Source organism: Paractinoplanes durhamensis (genome assembly GCF_016862175.1).
Taxonomy (GTDB): domain Bacteria; phylum Actinomycetota; class Actinomycetes; order Mycobacteriales; family Micromonosporaceae; genus Actinoplanes; species Actinoplanes durhamensis.
The window spans coordinates 1-15,242 of sequence record NZ_BOML01000088.1; the positions used below are offsets into that span (position 1 = coordinate 1).

Here is a 15,242-nt window from a genome sequence, read left to right on the forward strand (position 1 = left end):
CACCCGCCGCTCGTTCAGCCCTCGGGCTATCCCCGCCGCGCTCCACCCATCCAACCTGCGGGCGAAGATCCACCGCACATGCGGGCCAGTCACCGGGTCCACCTCAAGCCGGTGCGACCGGCGGCCCCACCCGGCATGGACCTTGTTCGGGTGTGGGCCGGCATCCGCCAGCCGGTACCCGTACGGCGGCCGGCCACCCTGCAACCGGCCCTGCTCGCGCACCTGCGCCGCCATCGCCGCGGTGGTGCGGAACCGGTTACGCAGCACCTCTCGTTCAGACTGGTAGCCCAGCATCATCAGGATGGCCCGATGATCCGGCTCGCTCAGGTCAATCGGTCCCTGCACCTCCGGCAGCCACACCTGTACCCCATAGGCGTTCAGTTGCACGATGATCGGCTGGGCCTGCCCAGCAGCGAATGCCCGCTCGAACTCGCCCACCACCACCGCATCGAACTCTCGGTTCGGATCCGCGGCTGCCGCCAGCAACGCCGCTGCCTGGGGCCGACGCGGCCACGGCAGACTCCGCGAGACACCGGTGTCGAAATACTTCACCACGATCCGGCCCCGACCAGCGACCAGCCGGTCGGCCGCCTCGGACTGCCATGACAGCGACGACACCGGATCCTGATAGCCAGCCGTCGAGATCCGTCCGTAGAACGCGAACCGCAATCCGACCGAACGCAGCGAGCCAGAACGCCGCCCCCGCTGCCGCGTAACCGCTGCAGAAGGTGTCTGCAGCCAAGCGTTGAACGACCAGGCTGATGGAGGTGAAACCACTGTCGACGGCATATCGATCACCGCGATCCCAGGAAGCAAGCCGCCACTCTTCTATAGCACCAGCGGGTCTCGGGTCTCGGCTCCCATCAGCGACTTCACCCTGGCCACGGTCACCTCGACGAGGGTTGTACCTCCTACGAGCGACCGGACTGCTGAGGCTGCACTCGTCTGCCATACGGCAGACCCTCGATCGGGGGCCCATTGCAGGTGTGCATCTGCGCGTCGCGGGCGACCAGGATCACGGGCGGCAACGAATGGGAGCCAGTGGCCAACGAAGCGGCTGACAGTCGTATCCGGCGGCATGGAGAACGCCGCACTTCGCGACATCGCCGGTCGCTCATCGCGTTGCAAACGGTGAAGTACTCAGGCTCAAAATCGTGGGATACGCCCTAAATACCACGTAAACTCCCAGCAGAGCACAACCCAGCCGCACTGCAGGTCCTTGTCGCTGCCCTACTTACCGTGTTCAGTACAGGCGCGGCTGAGCTGCCACGACTTGCCTCTCTAAGATTGGTCTTGCGGACGGTGAAGGAGGCGCAGCGAGCAATGACTTATGAGGCGATGACGCTCGCTGGGCTTGCCCGTCATCTCTCCCGTCAGGCGGACGAGAAGATCCAATGGAAGCACGTCTGGGAGTTCCTCGAAGAGTATCGGTGGGAGCCCGTCGAGAAGCGGGCCGCGCTGTTGCTGGAGGAACCATCGCCGACCGGGGACCAGCGGTGGGACGTGCTCCTGGGAGCGTTGGCGGAGCATCTCGCGTCCGAGGTTGACTGCTCTCCGCCCGAGTGGACGCGGTCGCGGGTCTTGGCGACTCCGTGGTTTCCCTCGTCGCTGCCGTCCAAGCGAATGGAAGCGCTGGTCTGGGCGCCGGCGGCATTCCGCAAGCACGGCGTGTATCTCTCGTCTCATGATCTGGAAGCTGCGTGAGCGACGACGGACTGCTGGGCCGGGCCGAGCTGGAACGCGCCTTCGCCGCGCTCGGCGATCGCCTGGTCCGCCGAGGTGTCGTCGCCGACCTGTTCATCGTGGGCGGAGCAGCCATGGCACTCGCCTACGACTCCCAACGAGTGACCCGCGACGTCGATGCAACGTTCGTCCCGCACGGCGTGGTCCTGGAAGAGGCCCGCAACGTGGCAGAGGCGATGGGGTTGCCGCCGTGGTGGCTCAACGAGCAGGCGAGCGCCTACGTCTCCACCCAGAAGGACGCGGGTAGACGTGAGGTCTTCGACCATCCCGGTATCAGGGTGATGGCTGCTTCACCGGAACATGTGTTCGCTATGAAGGCCTTCGCGGCCCGCAGCCGCGACGAGGACGACCTACGCGCCCTGGCCACCATCATCGGGATAACCACGGTCGACGCGGCCCTCGAACTCTGCACACAGTTCTTCCCCGGCGAGCAACTCGCCGGTAGATCCCGAGCGATGCTCGAAGATCTGTTCGCCTGATACGACCTCGTTCCACAAACGCCCCCAAAGCTCAGGGCGATCCCCGCCAGCCGTTCGCGTTACGGACCCTGATACGGGTGGCGTCGGCGCGTTCGGCTTTCCGGGCGCGTTCGTGAACCCAAGGCGTGCAATCGGCCGTCTCCGATCAAGTCATTGTCAAGTCCCTGTCCAGGCGTGAAGCCTGAGAGTAGAAGGATGAAAGCCCAGAGCCTTCTTCGTGCGGCCGGCGTGGCAGCAACCACCAAGACAGCCGTATCAACGATGGCACCCCCGCATCCGCTGAGGGAGGTCAGGGCCGCCCCGAATGCGGCTCAGCCCTCGGGACATCGAGAGCCGATCGTTGCATTACGGCGAATGGGCATGTTTCTGAGCAGCGTCACTTCGCGTTGGCCGGCAACAGCCTGAGGGGTGCGCGTGTCCGATGTCGCCGTTGAAGAGGTGACCGAATCCGCAGCCGGGGGCTCCGAGCCGGCCGTCCGGAGCGCCCGGCTGACGGGTTTTCTCCGGCACGAGTGGACGTTGGCGTCGGTCGGATCGGCGTTGCTCGCGATCATGATGACGTGGCTGCTGCCGTGGTACGCCAGCGATTTGATCTCTGGTGGAGTCAAGCCGGCGACCGTAGGTAATCCAGCGCGCACGCTCGCCGGTGACGGCGGAGACCCAGCGGCGCAGGCGTGGCTCATCGCCTGGGACGGGCATGCGTTACGGCACGGGTTGAGCGGGCTTTGGAACACCAATGCGTTCTATCCCGACAAAGACGCCTTGGCGTTCAGCGACATGCTGCTCGGCTACGCGCCGATCGGGCTGTTGGGTAATGGCGTGACGGCCGCGATGCTGCGCTACAACATCTTGTTCGTGCTGACGTTCGCGTTGGTGTTTCTCGGGGGCTACACGTTAGTTCGCCAGCTTGGTGCCGATCGGGTGGCGGGCACGGTGACTGGCGCGGCCCTGGCTTACGCCCCGTGGCGTTACGGTCATGTCGGGCACCTGAACATCCTGTCCAGTGGCGGTATCACCCTCGCCTTCGCGATGCTTGCCCGTGGCCACGGCTGGTCGATGACCGACGGCTATCGCCGGGACCGGGTGCGCCCAGGTTGGGCGATGGCCGGCTGGCTGGTCGCCAGCTGGCAGGTCAGTCTGGGCTTCGGCATCGGCCTGCCGTTCGTTTACCTGCTCGCCGTGGCGTGCCTCGCCGCGGTGACGAGCTGGGTGGTGCGTGGCCGCCCTCCGCTGCCGCGGCGGCTGATCGTCGGCGACCTCGCCGGTGGCCTGTTCTTTACTGCGACCACCCTATCGCTCGCATACATCTACCAGCACGTCCGCGACCTTTACCCGGACGTGCTACGTCAGTGGGACTACGTGGCGACCTTCTCGCCGATTCCCCGCAGCCTGCTGGTGGCCCCCGCCTCCTCGCTCTGGGGCACGCCGCAGGCGGCCGCCCGGGCCGCCCTCGGCAACGCCGACAACGAGAAGGAGCTGCTCTGCGGATACATGCTGTACCTGCTGGCCTTCGGGGGATTGTTCCTGTCGGTATGGTCGGTACGGCAACGGCTGGGGCTGCTGACCGGCACGGTCCTCGGGGTGCTGTGCGCGATGGGCACCCACGGCCCGACGTATCGGCTGCTGTTCCTCTATGTTCACGGCTTCGACGGCGGGCGGACTCCTGGCAGGCTGATTCTCTGGCCGACCATCTGCTTAGCTGTTCTCGCCGCAGGCTTCGTCACGCGGCTCGCGACGGTCGCTCGCGACGTCACCCTGCCGCAGTGGTCAGTAGCTGCGGCCCGAGTGGTGACCGTACCCCTGTTGATAATGGTGCTTCTCGAGGGCATACCGAACCTTGCGCACGTGACCGAGCCGGGCGAACCAGCAGCGATGGCCGCTGCGACAGCGCCCTTCATCGTGCTGCCCACAGACGACGCGTTCGACAGCACCGCCATGCTTTGGTCGACAGTTCGCTTCCCGACCATGGTGAATGGAACAGCAAGCTATGAAAGCCCAGAACGGCGGGCGATTCGGGAGGTAATGCACAGCTTTCCCAGCGAGGCCAGTCTCGACCGACTGCGCCAACTTGGCGTCCGCAGCGTGGTGGTGCTGCGCGATCGGGTCGTCGGCACGCCGTTCGAGGCTGCCCTGGAGGCGCGTACCGGGCCTGGAATCACCCGGCGAGAGATCGGCGGGGACGTGCTGCTCAGCCTTGACTGACGGGCGTCCTGAGTCCCGGTTCGACATGAGCTTCCCCCGGTTTGGTGGACCTGATGATCTTCCCCGGGTTCCGTGGAGTCGGTTCTGTGCTCGCGGATGCGCGGGCAGAGGCGTTCGCCGTGGTGGCCGCAGCTATCGCTGGTCACCCGAAACCGTTGCCCTGCACCAACTCGTCGCGGTCGCCGGACGGCGGTGGAGCATCGAGGAGTCATTCCAGGCCACCAAAACCGGCCTCGGTTTGGACCGACATCAGCATCGCCGCTGGAGAGCCTGGCATCGCTGGACCACCCTGGTCATCGCCGCCCACGCGTTCCTCGCTGCCGCCACCACGGCCGGCACCGATAGCCCCGACGGCCTGATCGACATCACCGTCAACGAACTCCGCCCTCACCGAACCCTAAAACGGATCTCCTGCCGGAGCCGCAAGTAAGTTTTCGTCAAGTCCGGCTCATTAGGCTGCTCACCAGAATGGAAAGCTGCAGTGAGTGTTGAGTAGTTCTGGTCGTAATGCCTATTTATTTACGTGATTGCGGCGAGAGCCGTGCGACCGCCATGACACTGCAGCGAATTCAACACTACCTTAGGAGAACGTTCTGAGAAAGAAGAGGATGCTCGTTGCCGTCCTGGCTTCCGCCGCAGTTGTGGTGGCAGGCAGCGTCGCTGTCAGCGCGCACGCAGATGTGAACTCGGCCGCGATTTCAGCGGCCGCTACCTCAATTACGGCTGCCCCGAATACGGGTGCCCCAATTACGGTTGGGACAGGATCACCGTCGGGTAACGTCCCATTGTCGTCCAGTAGAGTTATTAAAATAACGGCCGACTTCAGTAGCGCCAAATACCGCAAGGTGGCAATAAACGAAATCCTTTCCGAGGCACGGAATAAGGGTATCGGGGTGTACATGCAGCAGACGCTCGCCGCGCTGCCCGCACACGCGCCTTTCCAGGAAAGGTTTTTGAACACCCAGTTCAACGGCTCGATCTCCATGAGCAATTACATACTCACCGTAACCGTCACCAAGGGCGAAGTGACCACCCAAGTTAACTGGTGGCAGACTACAATCGCGAATTTGACCGCGTTCGTAGCCCTGGTGACGACCTATGGTTTGTGCGCAGCCGCCTTCCCGGCAGCCGGTTTTACGCCGTTCTGCGGTGGACTCAGCGGCGGAGTGGCAGAGCTGGTAAAGGACGTCATTCTGCAGGGCTTCGACCACAAGCTGGCGAGCGCAGAAGAGTGGGGTAACACGCTTGTCAACGTCTTGGTTTCGGCCGGGCTCAGTGCTTTTGGTGAGGCTGCACTCAAGTGGGGGAAGAATACGATTCCGACGCTTTTGAATACAGTCGCTCAAAGCGTAAAGAACTTCGGCGTCAAATTGTCCGCGGCTTGGGGCGCGATTCGGGGGGTTACCATCGAGAGCGGCGACTACCTCTTCACTATCATTCCTTTTGTCCGGAGCGCCTTGTCCAGGGTGGTCGTCTAGCTGTAGTGATCACGACCGTTGTTGACGCGGCGTGGCGGCTTGATCAATGAGTAGACCTCCGGCGAGGTGAAGTTGCGACGCTTTTCACGAAACCGGAGTACTCCAATGAGGATCCCGTAGTAGATAGCCGGGAACCATTGGATGTTCGGACAGGACAGCGCCACCCGGTCTCCCGGTGCGATGGCGCGCTCGACGCACAGGGCCGCAACCCTGCGGGCCTGTGCGTCGACGTCGGCGTAGGTCCAGTCCTGCGGGTTCACGACCACCGCGGTCCGGTCCGGTTGATTGCGGGTGCTGCCGTCGAGGAGCATGGCAAGATTAAACATCGAAAGCGATGCTATTCACGCACTCTGGACACCGAGTGGATGAAGACTTCCGCCCGCATTCCGCCGGTCGCGTCCGCATTCACGAAGGGCGGCTTTCGGAATGGTCGGAAAGCAGAAGACCGGCGAAACCTGACCGGGCCTGCCCATGACAGCGCTGGGAGATCCGCTCGGCGAGGGCGGCGAGGGCGGAACGCATGCGCTCTGTGCCACCGTCCTGCAGTTCCTCGAGGACGGCACGGGCACGTTGTAATGCCCGTTCAGCGCCGGCGACGTCACCGGCCGAGATCAACATGTCGGTCAACTGCCACAGCGTGCCGAACAGCTGTGGGCTATCACTGGCTTGCCGCGACATCTCGACCGAAAGCTCGAGCTGTTCGGCCGCTTCCTCAATGCGGCCGTTCTCCGCCAGATTGCGGGCCATCGCGGTCCGGATCTCGCGCTCCTCAAGGCTGCTGCCGTTCTCCCGGGTGAGCTTCAACGCCTCCCGCAGCGCCTCGTCCGACTCGTCGAGCCGTCCCAGGGAGGTCCGGGACATGCCGATGAACAACAAGCTGACAGTCTCGCCCCGGCGGTTGTTCAGGAGGCGGAACAATGACAGAGCCCTCTCGCTGCGCTCGAGCGCCAGGTCGTGCCGGCCCATCGCGCGGTACAGGCGGTAGTAGTTGTTGTGTACCAGGGCTTCCTCGAGACTCATCCCCTGGTCCTTGAAGATGCGCAGAGCCTCGGCGAGCAGGGCGATCGACTCCTCGTTGGCATCGAATGAGTGCCGGGCGCCGGCGAGGCTGCGCAGCACATGCGCCTCACCGACAGCGTCGTGGCTCTTCCGGGCCGCGCGCAGAGCCACCCTCATGGTGTCTTCCCAGTCCTGGAAGTATCCGGCCCACTGCAGGTATTGCTGCATGGTGATCGCCAATTGCCAGGGGATGATGCCGAACCCGGCGTCGGCCGCCAGCCGCACCGCGTCCTTGAGCTCCTCCCGCTGTCCCGCGAACCATGCGATGGCCTCGTCGTAGGTCGCTGACCGCGCGGGCACAACGCCGGGCAGTGCCGGGGGCGGTGCGATCGGCGTACGGTTCGGCTTCAGCGCCACCTGAGCGTTGAAGCTGCTGTGCAGGTAGTACTGGAGCAGGCGAGTGAGCGCCGCCTCCCGTTCGGTCACCGATTCCTCGGCTTGGAAGAGTTCCTCCGCATACGCCTTCACCAGCGGATGTGAGGTGAAGCGCCCGTTCTCGTGCTCGGTGACCAGTGCCGCTTCAGCGAGTTCGGCGAGTTCGGCCCGGGTGTCGTCGGCGCGGTGGCCGGACAGGCTTACGCAGGCCTCCGCGGTGGCGCCCGGCGCCAGAGCGACCGACAGCAGCCGGAACAGCCGAGCGGCGCCGGAGCTGAGCTGCTGGTAGGACCAGGAGAACGCCGTACGGGGATCGCTGAGGCCGCGGCCGCCGGGGAAGGCCTCCAGCCGGCGGGCGCCGTTGCGCAACTCGGCGGCGACGGTGGCCAGCGACAGGCGCGGGCGGGCGGCGATCCGAGCGGCCAGGATGGCCAGCGCCAGCGGGAGCCGGCCGCACAGTTCGATGATCTCGTCGACGATCCGCGCGTCCCCGCCGGCATCGGGTGTCCGGGCCGGCAGGCCGGCGAGTCGGCGTTCCAGCAACGCGCGGGCGTCCGGCAGAGCGGGTAGGTCGACCCACAGAAGGTGGGCTCCGTCGAACGCGGCCAGGCCGACCAGGGACCGGCGGCTGGTAATGAGCACGAGGCTCGCCGACGAATTCGGCAGCAGAGGGCGTACCTGGGAGGCGTCGCGCACGTTGTCCAGCAGGACCAGCACCTGTCGCGACGCCGTCAGACTGCGGTACATGCCGACCCGCGCGTCGAACGTGTCCGGCACGTCGGACGCGGGCACTCCAAGCGCATACAACAGAGAACGCAGAGCCTCGCCCGCCGGAACGCTCTCATCCTCTCCGAGGTGACCCTGCAAATCGAGATACAGCTGCCCATCGGTGAAGTCGTCACTCACCAGGTGCGCGAAGCGCGCGGCCAGTGTCGACTTGCCCACGCCACCCATGCCGTCCATCGCGATGACCAGCGGGCTGGTCCGGCCGGCATCGCGCATCCCGTTGAACAGATGGTGCAGAGCGCTCAGCTCGGCGTCGCGGCCGACGAACAGCGGGAGGTCGGGCGGAAGCTGAGCCGGGCGCACCAGCGGAATCGGCCGGGCCGGCACGGGCACCGGTGCTTCGAGACCGGCCGGCGGCATCGTCTCCTGGGTGAGCGCCCGCCGCTGAGCGGCCTGCAGATCATGGCCCGGGTCGATACCGAGCTCGTCGGCGAGACGCATCCGGATCGCCCTGTAGACGGACAATGCCTCGGCCTGGTGACCAGAGGCGGCGAGCGTCGCCACCAGGCTGGCTTGAACCGGCTCGTTCAGCTGGCTCATCTGCGCCGCCAGCCGTAGCGGGGCGACCATCCGCGTCGGCCGCCGCACCTGCACGGCAACGTCCGCGGCAGCGGTCACAGCGTCGAAGAACTCACCGTCGATGCTGGCGAAGGTCGCGGCCGCGGCAGCGCTGTCCGCGAGCGCGTCACCCGCCGGGCCGTGGCACAGCCGGAGGGCATCCAAATAGTGATCGAGCGCCTGATCGAGCTCCCCGCGGGCCTGGCTGGACCTCGCCTCGGTGACGTGCCGGCGGAACATGACCAGGTCGAGTGCCGTCTGGCCCGCGGCAAAACGGTATCCGTTCCCATGCCGCAACAGGTAGGTGCCCGAGGTACGTAGCCGCCGGTCGGGCTCGAGCAGCCGACGCAGCGTACCGACGTACTTATGGATGACGTTCACCGCGCTGGCCGGCGCGTCCGCGCCCCAGATCAGATCGACCAGCTCATTGGTGTTGACCGGCCGTCCCTCGCGGGCCAGGAGTAGCGCCAGCAGACAACGCTGCTGACGGGGCCCGCCGTCGAGCTCTTTCTTGCCACGCCAGAGGCGTAGTGGCCCCATGATTTGCAGACGCAAAGTCTCGTCCCCCTCGTCGGGCGAAGGATGGGTGGTCGGGCCGGTCATGCCGTCGCCTCTTCTCTGGCGGTCGTCGCCGATGCCGCTCTCCTCGCCGTCGAGGGCCGAAAATCACGGCGAAGACTAGAGAAGGTTGGTGGACAAGTACTTGATTGGTTGTGAGCCGAACAGGCGGAGAGCCGCGTGGTGTGGGGGCACATGCTTTGCTGATGCATCGTCTCGGCGCGAAGTTCGACCCGCCGAGGAAGAAGTTTTCCACCCGCCTGGGCTACCGTCCTTACATGCTCCTCAGAACCACCGGACCCGTGTCAGCCGGTGAAACGGAGGAAATGGTTCACGCTGCCCAACAGGGCGACTCGCGCAGCTTCACGTTGCTGTTCCAGCTGCACTATGCGGGCATGCTGGGCGTGGCGTACCAGATGTTGGGCCACGTGCCCGATGCGGAGGACGCCTGTCAGGACGCCTCCATTATCGCCTTCGCTCGGATCGGCGATCTGAGGGACGCTTCCGCCGTACGGCCGTGGCTGCACGCCATCGTGCGCAACAACTGCCGGGCGTTCCTGCGCACCCGTCGGCCCGTCGCCGTCGGGGTGGCCGGCGAGAATCTGCTCGCCTCAGCCGAGGACGACCCGGTCACCTGCATTGAACGCAGCGCTCAGCGTGACTGGATCTGGCACGCTCTGCGGCAGTTGACACCGGCCACGCAGACCGTGGCGATGCTGCGCTACTTCACCGAGAACAACTCGTACGAGCAGATCTCGACGCTCTGCGGGATCCCGGTCGGCACCGTCCGCAGCCGGCTCAGCGAGGCTCGGCGGCAGTTGGCGATTGTCCTGCCCCTGACCAGCGACGAAAGTCATGACGCCACCGCCGCCCTCCACGCCGAGCGCTGCGAGGAGGCGGTCTCCGTTCTGTCCGCGGTGTCGGACAGCGTGCCCATGAACCGCGTGGCGCGTCGCTGGGCGAAGGATCTGGCTTTCCTCTGGCCGGACGGAACCCGGACAGTCGGACTGCAACCGCTCATCGACACCTTCCGGCTGGACTACGACGCCGGCGTCGGTCACAGGATTACCGGGGTGGTGGCTGGCGCCGGCGTCACTATCTGGGAAAACGCGTTCATCAACCCGCCGGATGACCCGTTCCATTGCCCACCGGGCGCCACCTGGCTGCTCCACGAGAACGATGGCATGGTGACCGAGGTGCGCTTCATGCGCACGCCACGACCGGCGCCGCCGAAAGCCGACCGCTCCGACGATCGAACTTTCCCCGGGCGCAGCGACTCCTGAGGGTATGACCATGAAATCTATCCACGATCTGGAGCCGCAACTGGCTGCCAACCGCCGCTATTGGAGCGGTTGGGACGGCGGCGGCTCACTCGACGACGACCTGCCGATCTATCGGACCGATATCCAGCACGTCCTGCTCAATGGGGTGCTGCGGGTCCGGAACCAGCCGATCGAGGAGGCGATCGTGGAAGCCAGGAAACGGCTGACCGGTTCCCGTTGGAGCTGGTGGGTGCAGCAGGACAGCGACGAGGGCATAGCCGAGAGCCTGCTGGCGCACGGCGCGAAGCAGATCAGTCACACGCCGATCATGGCGGTGGACGTCACCACGGTCGCCGCTCCGGCAGTCCCGGAAGGCCTGAGCATCCACCTCGCCGTGGAACCGGCCGAGATCCAGCGGTACGTCGAAACCTGGGCCGGGCCGCTCGGGGTCACCGGCGACCTAGGCCCCGTCGTCGAAAGGGAGCTGAACTTCTATCCCGACATGGTGCGGCTCGCGGGCGTCGTCGACGGCAAGACCGTGGGCACGTGCACGCTTTCCCTCGGCACCGCGGACGTCGGCGGCCTTTACACCATCGCCACCGACCCCGGTTATCGCCGGCGCGGCATCGCGGCCGCGCTGACCCTGGAGGCGCTGCGGATCACCAGGGAAACCGGCCGGCGATTCGCCACCCTCCAGTCCAGCAGTGACGGCCTTGCGGTCTACGAGAAGATCGGCTTCCAGACCGTGGCCTACTACGATCTCTACCAACTACCCGAGTGATCCGGCGTGAATCGCCCGGCCGGACCCATCCGGCCGGGCGGCGTCATGTCGAACGTCGCCGAGGAGCACGTGGCCGGCCGCCCCTTGACACGGCCGGGACGAACGAACTCGCCGGGGCCCCCGTCGGAGACCCGCCGGGCGAACTCCATCACCACATAGCTGAAGCGCTCGGCCTCCTCGAGGTGGGCGAAGTGCCCGCTGTCGCGGAACCCCGCAGCGTATGCGTCCGGAATGCCAGAACGCAGCAGCCGAGCCGCCTGCGCCTACCCGACGTGCCATTTGTGCGTGACGACGTCGTGCATGGCCCTGAGCCGCTACAGCTCCCCTCGGAATGACCGCGAGAGGACGCGGCGCTCGCCTTCCGGACAGCGTTTGGTGTTGTCGCGTTCCAGTGCGCCAGGAACGTCAACCCGGCGGCACCGAATCCCGGGAACCCGTTGGCGCTTGCCTGGTGCACGACGCCGGTGCCGGCGGCGTGGTCGCGGGCCTCGGTGAGCAACGCGTGCCACCGTCGCCGGTCCGGCCGGGGCAGAGCCACCCACTCGCGGAACACCCGGCTGGCGGGGGCGAACGGCTCCCCGTCGCCCGCGGTGACGAGCTGCCCGACCCGGTCGGCGGGCAGCTCGACCAGCAGTGCCCCGGTGCGGGGGTCGAGCGAGGCGAAGAACTTGCCGTGCAGGCGTACGCATGGCAGCCCCATCATCGTCGAGCGTTGTACCGCCAGATCGGCGTACATCGGTTCGACGAGCTCCCAGAACAAGTCGTCTCCGGTGATCGCCATGGTGTCTCCGTTCATCGCTCGTACCCCGGAGGGGTAGGTTCTCGCCGGGCCGCGAGGCCGACGCCTCGCGGCCCCTCGCCTTTCGGTCAGCTCGCCGGCACGAACAACGCGACCAGCGCATCGCCGGGGTCGGCGACCAGCACCGACGTGCCCGCCGGGGCGGCGGTGGCCGCCCGCACGACCCGGCCGCCCGCACACCTCGACGATCAAAATGGCTGTGACCAGGATGGATGAGGTTTTCGGCACCCGCGGGGCCGGCGCCGGCCGGAAAGGGCCGGCGCGGCCTCACTCCGGCGCTTCGATGTCCGGCTCGTAGCGAGCTTCGACCGGCATGGACGAGCCGCCGTGCCGGATGGCGAAGTCGACGGCCAGGTGGACGGTAATGCCGGGGTCGGCGGGTGCGTCGATTTCGAGCGGCAGGTCGAGGGTCCACCCCGGCCCGGCCTCCATCTCGCCCGGCCCGCCGATCACGCCGGACCAGGTGCCGGCCGGCTCGTAGTAGCCACGCCAGACGGCCGCGCTCACCGCGACCGAGGTCAGGTCGAGACGCAGCGGCTCGGTGCCGCGATGCTCCAGGCGGGCGACCTCCGGAGACGGATGCGTGACGGTCACGGCCGCTCTCGGAAAATCGGTCAGGCGCTGCACCAACCACCGGGCGGCGACGGCCAGGCCGTCTCGGCTTCCGGCGATCGAGTACGGTCCGGTCGCGTCGAGATCCAGCGTCTCGGTCGACGCCCCCGGCCGGGCCAGCGACGGCGCGGGGGCCGTCCTGACCGCGCCGGCCAGTGCTCGGACCTCGGCCAGCTCGGCCTCGGGGAGCCGCCCGGCGAACCAGCCGACCCCGGCCGGGCTCACCGTGCGCCACCCGCTGATCGTGCCGTCGTCGCCGAGCTCGACGCTCTCCGCCAGCGCCGGCGACCGGCTGCCGTTCGTGATCTCGAACCGCAGGATCATCGCCGTCTCGCCTCCCAGGTGCCGCCGAGTGCCTGGCCGAGGATAGTCATGAACTGGGCCAAGTGGCGTGGCTGCGCGCCGTGGTCGTGCGGGTCTTTCACCCGGCTCTGGTCGCCCATGATGGAGCCGCTCGAATAGCTGAGCACCTGGATCGTGTCGTAGCGGGGCAGGTCGTCGCGCAGCGCGTTGTCGAGGTCGGAGAGCACTTCACCGGTGGTGGTGAAGGCGGGCAAACCTGTGATCTTGGGCGGCCCGGGAACTTCCGCCACCGCCGCCAGGTTGACCGGGGCGAGCAGGGCGTATTCCGCGACCACTCGCTGTGCGTAGGCCCCCGGCTTGAGTCCGGCGCCGACCGTCGCGGCCTTGGCGGCGACGCCGCTGCGGGCCACCATGGCCGCCTGGATCCCGGTGGCGATGGTCGCGGGCGGCGTGGCCGGGCCGCCGGCGTCGCCGACCGGCGGCTCGTGGCCGGTGACGCGCACGTAGTCGGCGGGGTGCAGCTGGTATTCGTCCTGCAGGCCGATCAGGTGGCCGTACTCATGCGGGATGGTGTTGGCCGCGTCGGTGTCACCGAGGTACCACTCACCGGCGTTGGCCCGGTCGTTGCCCCGCTTGACCTCCACCGTGTTGGAGTCTCCCCCGCCGCCTCGGGTCATCTGGAAGTCGATCGGCATCGTCCGGCCGGTCGCGGGGTCGACGCCCTGGAACTGGTTCCACTTCGCCGGCACGTGGCCGAACCAGGCGGCGGGCGGAGCCAGGCCGACGAAGTTGACCTTGGCGGTGACCACCATCCGGGTCTTCTGGATCTCCCACGAGTAGTTCGAGGTCAGGCCGTAGGTAGCGCCGCCGACCACCTCGTCCCACGTCCGCGAGATGGAGCCGGTCGTCGTGGCCGGGGCGGCCGCGTCGAGGGCCGCCCAGGTTGCCGCGTCGGCCGTGCCGGTGACCGGCACCTTGCCGTTCTGGAAGGCCTGCAGCGCGGCCCGCGTCTTGGGCCCGAACGAGCCGTCGTCCTTCAGCGGCGGGGTGGCGCCCGCCGTGTTGAGTTTCTGCTGGAGCTCGTGCACGGCGGGCCCCGAAGTCAGGCCGCCGACGCCGGTGACCGGGTGCAGGGACGTGCCGGCCACCTGCACGCCCAGGGCGTTGGCCGTGCCGCTCGGGGTGAGCTGCTCGATCGGGGTGTTGCTGGCGCCCTCGTCGGCCACGAAGCCGCCCTGGGTGCCGGCGTCAAGAGCGGCCCAGACAGTGGCGTCGACGATGCCTTGCGGGAACCGGTGGACGGCGACGATCTCGTACGCGATCACCGCGCCCAGCATCGTGTTGTCGAAGACCCCGTTGATCGCCAGCCGGGGGGTGGCCCCGGCCGCGTTGAGCTTCTGCTGAGCGAAGCCCACGTCGAGACCGGTGGAGCCCAGCGCGACCTGCACCCGCACCGGGGGCGACAGGGCAGCGAACGCGGTGTCGACCGCGGTCCTGGTGGCGGCGTCGGGTTGGCCGGTGACCTCCAGGCCGTTGCTGCCCTGGAAGGTGCGCACGGCCGCCTCGGTCAGCGGGCCGAACTTGCCGTCCTCGGTCAGCGGGGCCGCCGAGGCCTGCAACCGGCTGAGCTTCATCTGCAGGTCGGCGATCTCGCTGCCGGTGGCGCCGCCGGCCAGGCCGGCCGGGGCCGGGGGCGCTCCCCCGGCGGGGGCCGACGGCAGGGCGATGCGAGCAAGCAGCGAGTTGCCGGCGAGCTGCATCAGATCGCCGAGAGCGGCCGGCGAGGGCGCGCTCTGCAGCAGCCGGGCGATGGCGGCGTTGCCGGCCGCGGGCAACCGCAGCGGGCCCGGGACGTTGGTATCGGGCGCATCCGCCGGTTTGACTATCCGCTGGCCGGGGATCGGTCCTTCCGGGGCGGTCATGGCACGACTCCTCCCCGAAGTCACGGGTGTTACCGCGAAGGATTGCTGACCGCGCCCAAACCCGCCAGGGGCGTTCGGGCGTCCTTTCGAGCAAACCTACGGGCTGATCACCAGGCCCTGCGCGATGGTCGCGGGGTGGGTCGTCGTCGGCCTATGAACCCCGCCAGAACCTTCCTTGGGTCCAGACAGCTTGCCCCGGGTCCGTACGCGAACGAAGACCTCTCTGCTACCGACGCCTTGACAAAGAGAGGTGCCGTTCGTGGTACAGCCCCACGTACTGCTGTCCCGGCGGGATGCCGTCGCGGCTCGCCGGTTCTTCACCCGC

At 67.3% G+C, this 15,242-nt stretch carries 12 protein-coding genes and 1 pseudogene; 7 read left to right on the plus strand and 6 right to left on the minus strand.

Going from position 1 to position 15,242, the window contains the following annotated elements; all coding sequences use genetic code 11:
- Nucleotides 1-669 (minus strand): recombinase family protein (locus Adu01nite_RS45000; RefSeq protein WP_239133196.1); only part of this gene is annotated, 669 nt, incomplete at its 3' end.
- 654 nt (nucleotides 670-1,323) lie between these two features.
- On the opposite strand from Adu01nite_RS45000, the gene Adu01nite_RS45005 reads away from it, so the two are divergent.
- The 5 genes and pseudogenes from Adu01nite_RS45005 to Adu01nite_RS45025 all read left to right on the plus strand — a co-directional run bounded on the left by Adu01nite_RS45005 (nucleotide 1,324) and on the right by Adu01nite_RS45025 (nucleotide 5,902).
- Nucleotides 1,324-1,704, plus strand: coding sequence for a hypothetical protein (locus Adu01nite_RS45005; RefSeq protein ID WP_203735545.1), 381 nt, complete (start codon nucleotides 1,324-1,326; stop codon nucleotides 1,702-1,704).
- On the plus strand, nucleotides 1,701-2,222 hold the full coding sequence (locus tag Adu01nite_RS45010) for a DUF6036 family nucleotidyltransferase (protein ID WP_203735546.1): 522 nt from the start codon (nucleotides 1,701-1,703) through the stop codon (nucleotides 2,220-2,222). The genes Adu01nite_RS45005 and Adu01nite_RS45010 overlap by 4 nt, the downstream gene beginning before the upstream one ends.
- A gap of 414 nt (nucleotides 2,223-2,636) precedes the next feature.
- Nucleotides 2,637-4,424, plus strand: coding sequence for a hypothetical protein (locus Adu01nite_RS45015; RefSeq protein ID WP_239133197.1), 1,788 nt, complete (start codon nucleotides 2,637-2,639; stop codon nucleotides 4,422-4,424).
- A gap of 139 nt (nucleotides 4,425-4,563) precedes the next feature.
- Nucleotides 4,564-4,809 (plus strand): annotated as a pseudogene (locus Adu01nite_RS48280) (transposase); the annotation flags it as partial.
- 223 nt (nucleotides 4,810-5,032) lie between these two features.
- The gene (locus Adu01nite_RS45025) at nucleotides 5,033-5,902 is read left to right on the plus strand and encodes a hypothetical protein (RefSeq protein WP_203735547.1); all 870 of its coding nucleotides are present in this window, start codon (nucleotides 5,033-5,035) and stop codon (nucleotides 5,900-5,902) included.
- Here the strand turns inward: Adu01nite_RS45025 and Adu01nite_RS45030 are convergent.
- Together Adu01nite_RS45030 and Adu01nite_RS45035 are read right to left on the minus strand one after the other, a co-directional pair.
- Nucleotides 5,899-6,228: an AMP-binding protein gene (locus tag Adu01nite_RS45030; RefSeq protein WP_203735548.1), complete on the minus strand. Its 330-nt coding sequence runs from the start codon at nucleotides 6,226-6,228 to the stop codon at nucleotides 5,899-5,901. The two genes, Adu01nite_RS45025 and Adu01nite_RS45030, sit on opposite strands and share 4 nt — an antisense overlap.
- Before the next feature lie 79 nt (nucleotides 6,229-6,307).
- Nucleotides 6,308-9,283: an AfsR/SARP family transcriptional regulator gene (locus tag Adu01nite_RS45035; RefSeq protein ID WP_203735549.1), complete on the minus strand. Its 2,976-nt coding sequence runs from the start codon at nucleotides 9,281-9,283 to the stop codon at nucleotides 6,308-6,310.
- Between the two features lie 161 nt (nucleotides 9,284-9,444).
- On the opposite strand from Adu01nite_RS45035, the gene Adu01nite_RS45040 reads away from it, so the two are divergent.
- Nucleotides 9,445-10,521: an RNA polymerase sigma factor gene (locus Adu01nite_RS45040; RefSeq protein WP_203735550.1), complete on the plus strand. Its 1,077-nt coding sequence runs from the start codon at nucleotides 9,445-9,447 to the stop codon at nucleotides 10,519-10,521.
- Between the two features lie 10 nt (nucleotides 10,522-10,531).
- Complete coding sequence (locus Adu01nite_RS45045) at nucleotides 10,532-11,281, plus strand: GNAT family N-acetyltransferase (protein ID WP_203735551.1); 750 nt, start codon at nucleotides 10,532-10,534, stop codon at nucleotides 11,279-11,281.
- Nucleotides 11,282-11,429: 148 nt separating this feature from the next.
- On the opposite strand, the gene Adu01nite_RS45050 is transcribed toward Adu01nite_RS45045, so the two are convergent.
- The 3 genes from Adu01nite_RS45050 to Adu01nite_RS45060 form a co-directional block, all read right to left on the minus strand.
- A complete protein-coding gene (locus Adu01nite_RS45050) occupies nucleotides 11,430-12,062 on the minus strand; it encodes a hypothetical protein (protein WP_203735552.1) in 633 nt (210 codons plus the stop codon).
- Between the two features lie 285 nt (nucleotides 12,063-12,347).
- Nucleotides 12,348-13,016: a hypothetical protein gene (locus Adu01nite_RS45055; RefSeq protein WP_203735553.1), complete on the minus strand. Its 669-nt coding sequence runs from the start codon at nucleotides 13,014-13,016 to the stop codon at nucleotides 12,348-12,350.
- Nucleotides 13,013-14,917: a peptidoglycan-binding domain-containing protein gene (locus tag Adu01nite_RS45060; RefSeq protein WP_203735554.1), complete on the minus strand. Its 1,905-nt coding sequence runs from the start codon at nucleotides 14,915-14,917 to the stop codon at nucleotides 13,013-13,015. Before Adu01nite_RS45060 ends, Adu01nite_RS45055 begins: the two co-directional genes overlap by 4 nt.
- Nucleotides 14,918-15,242 lie beyond the last annotated feature (325 nt).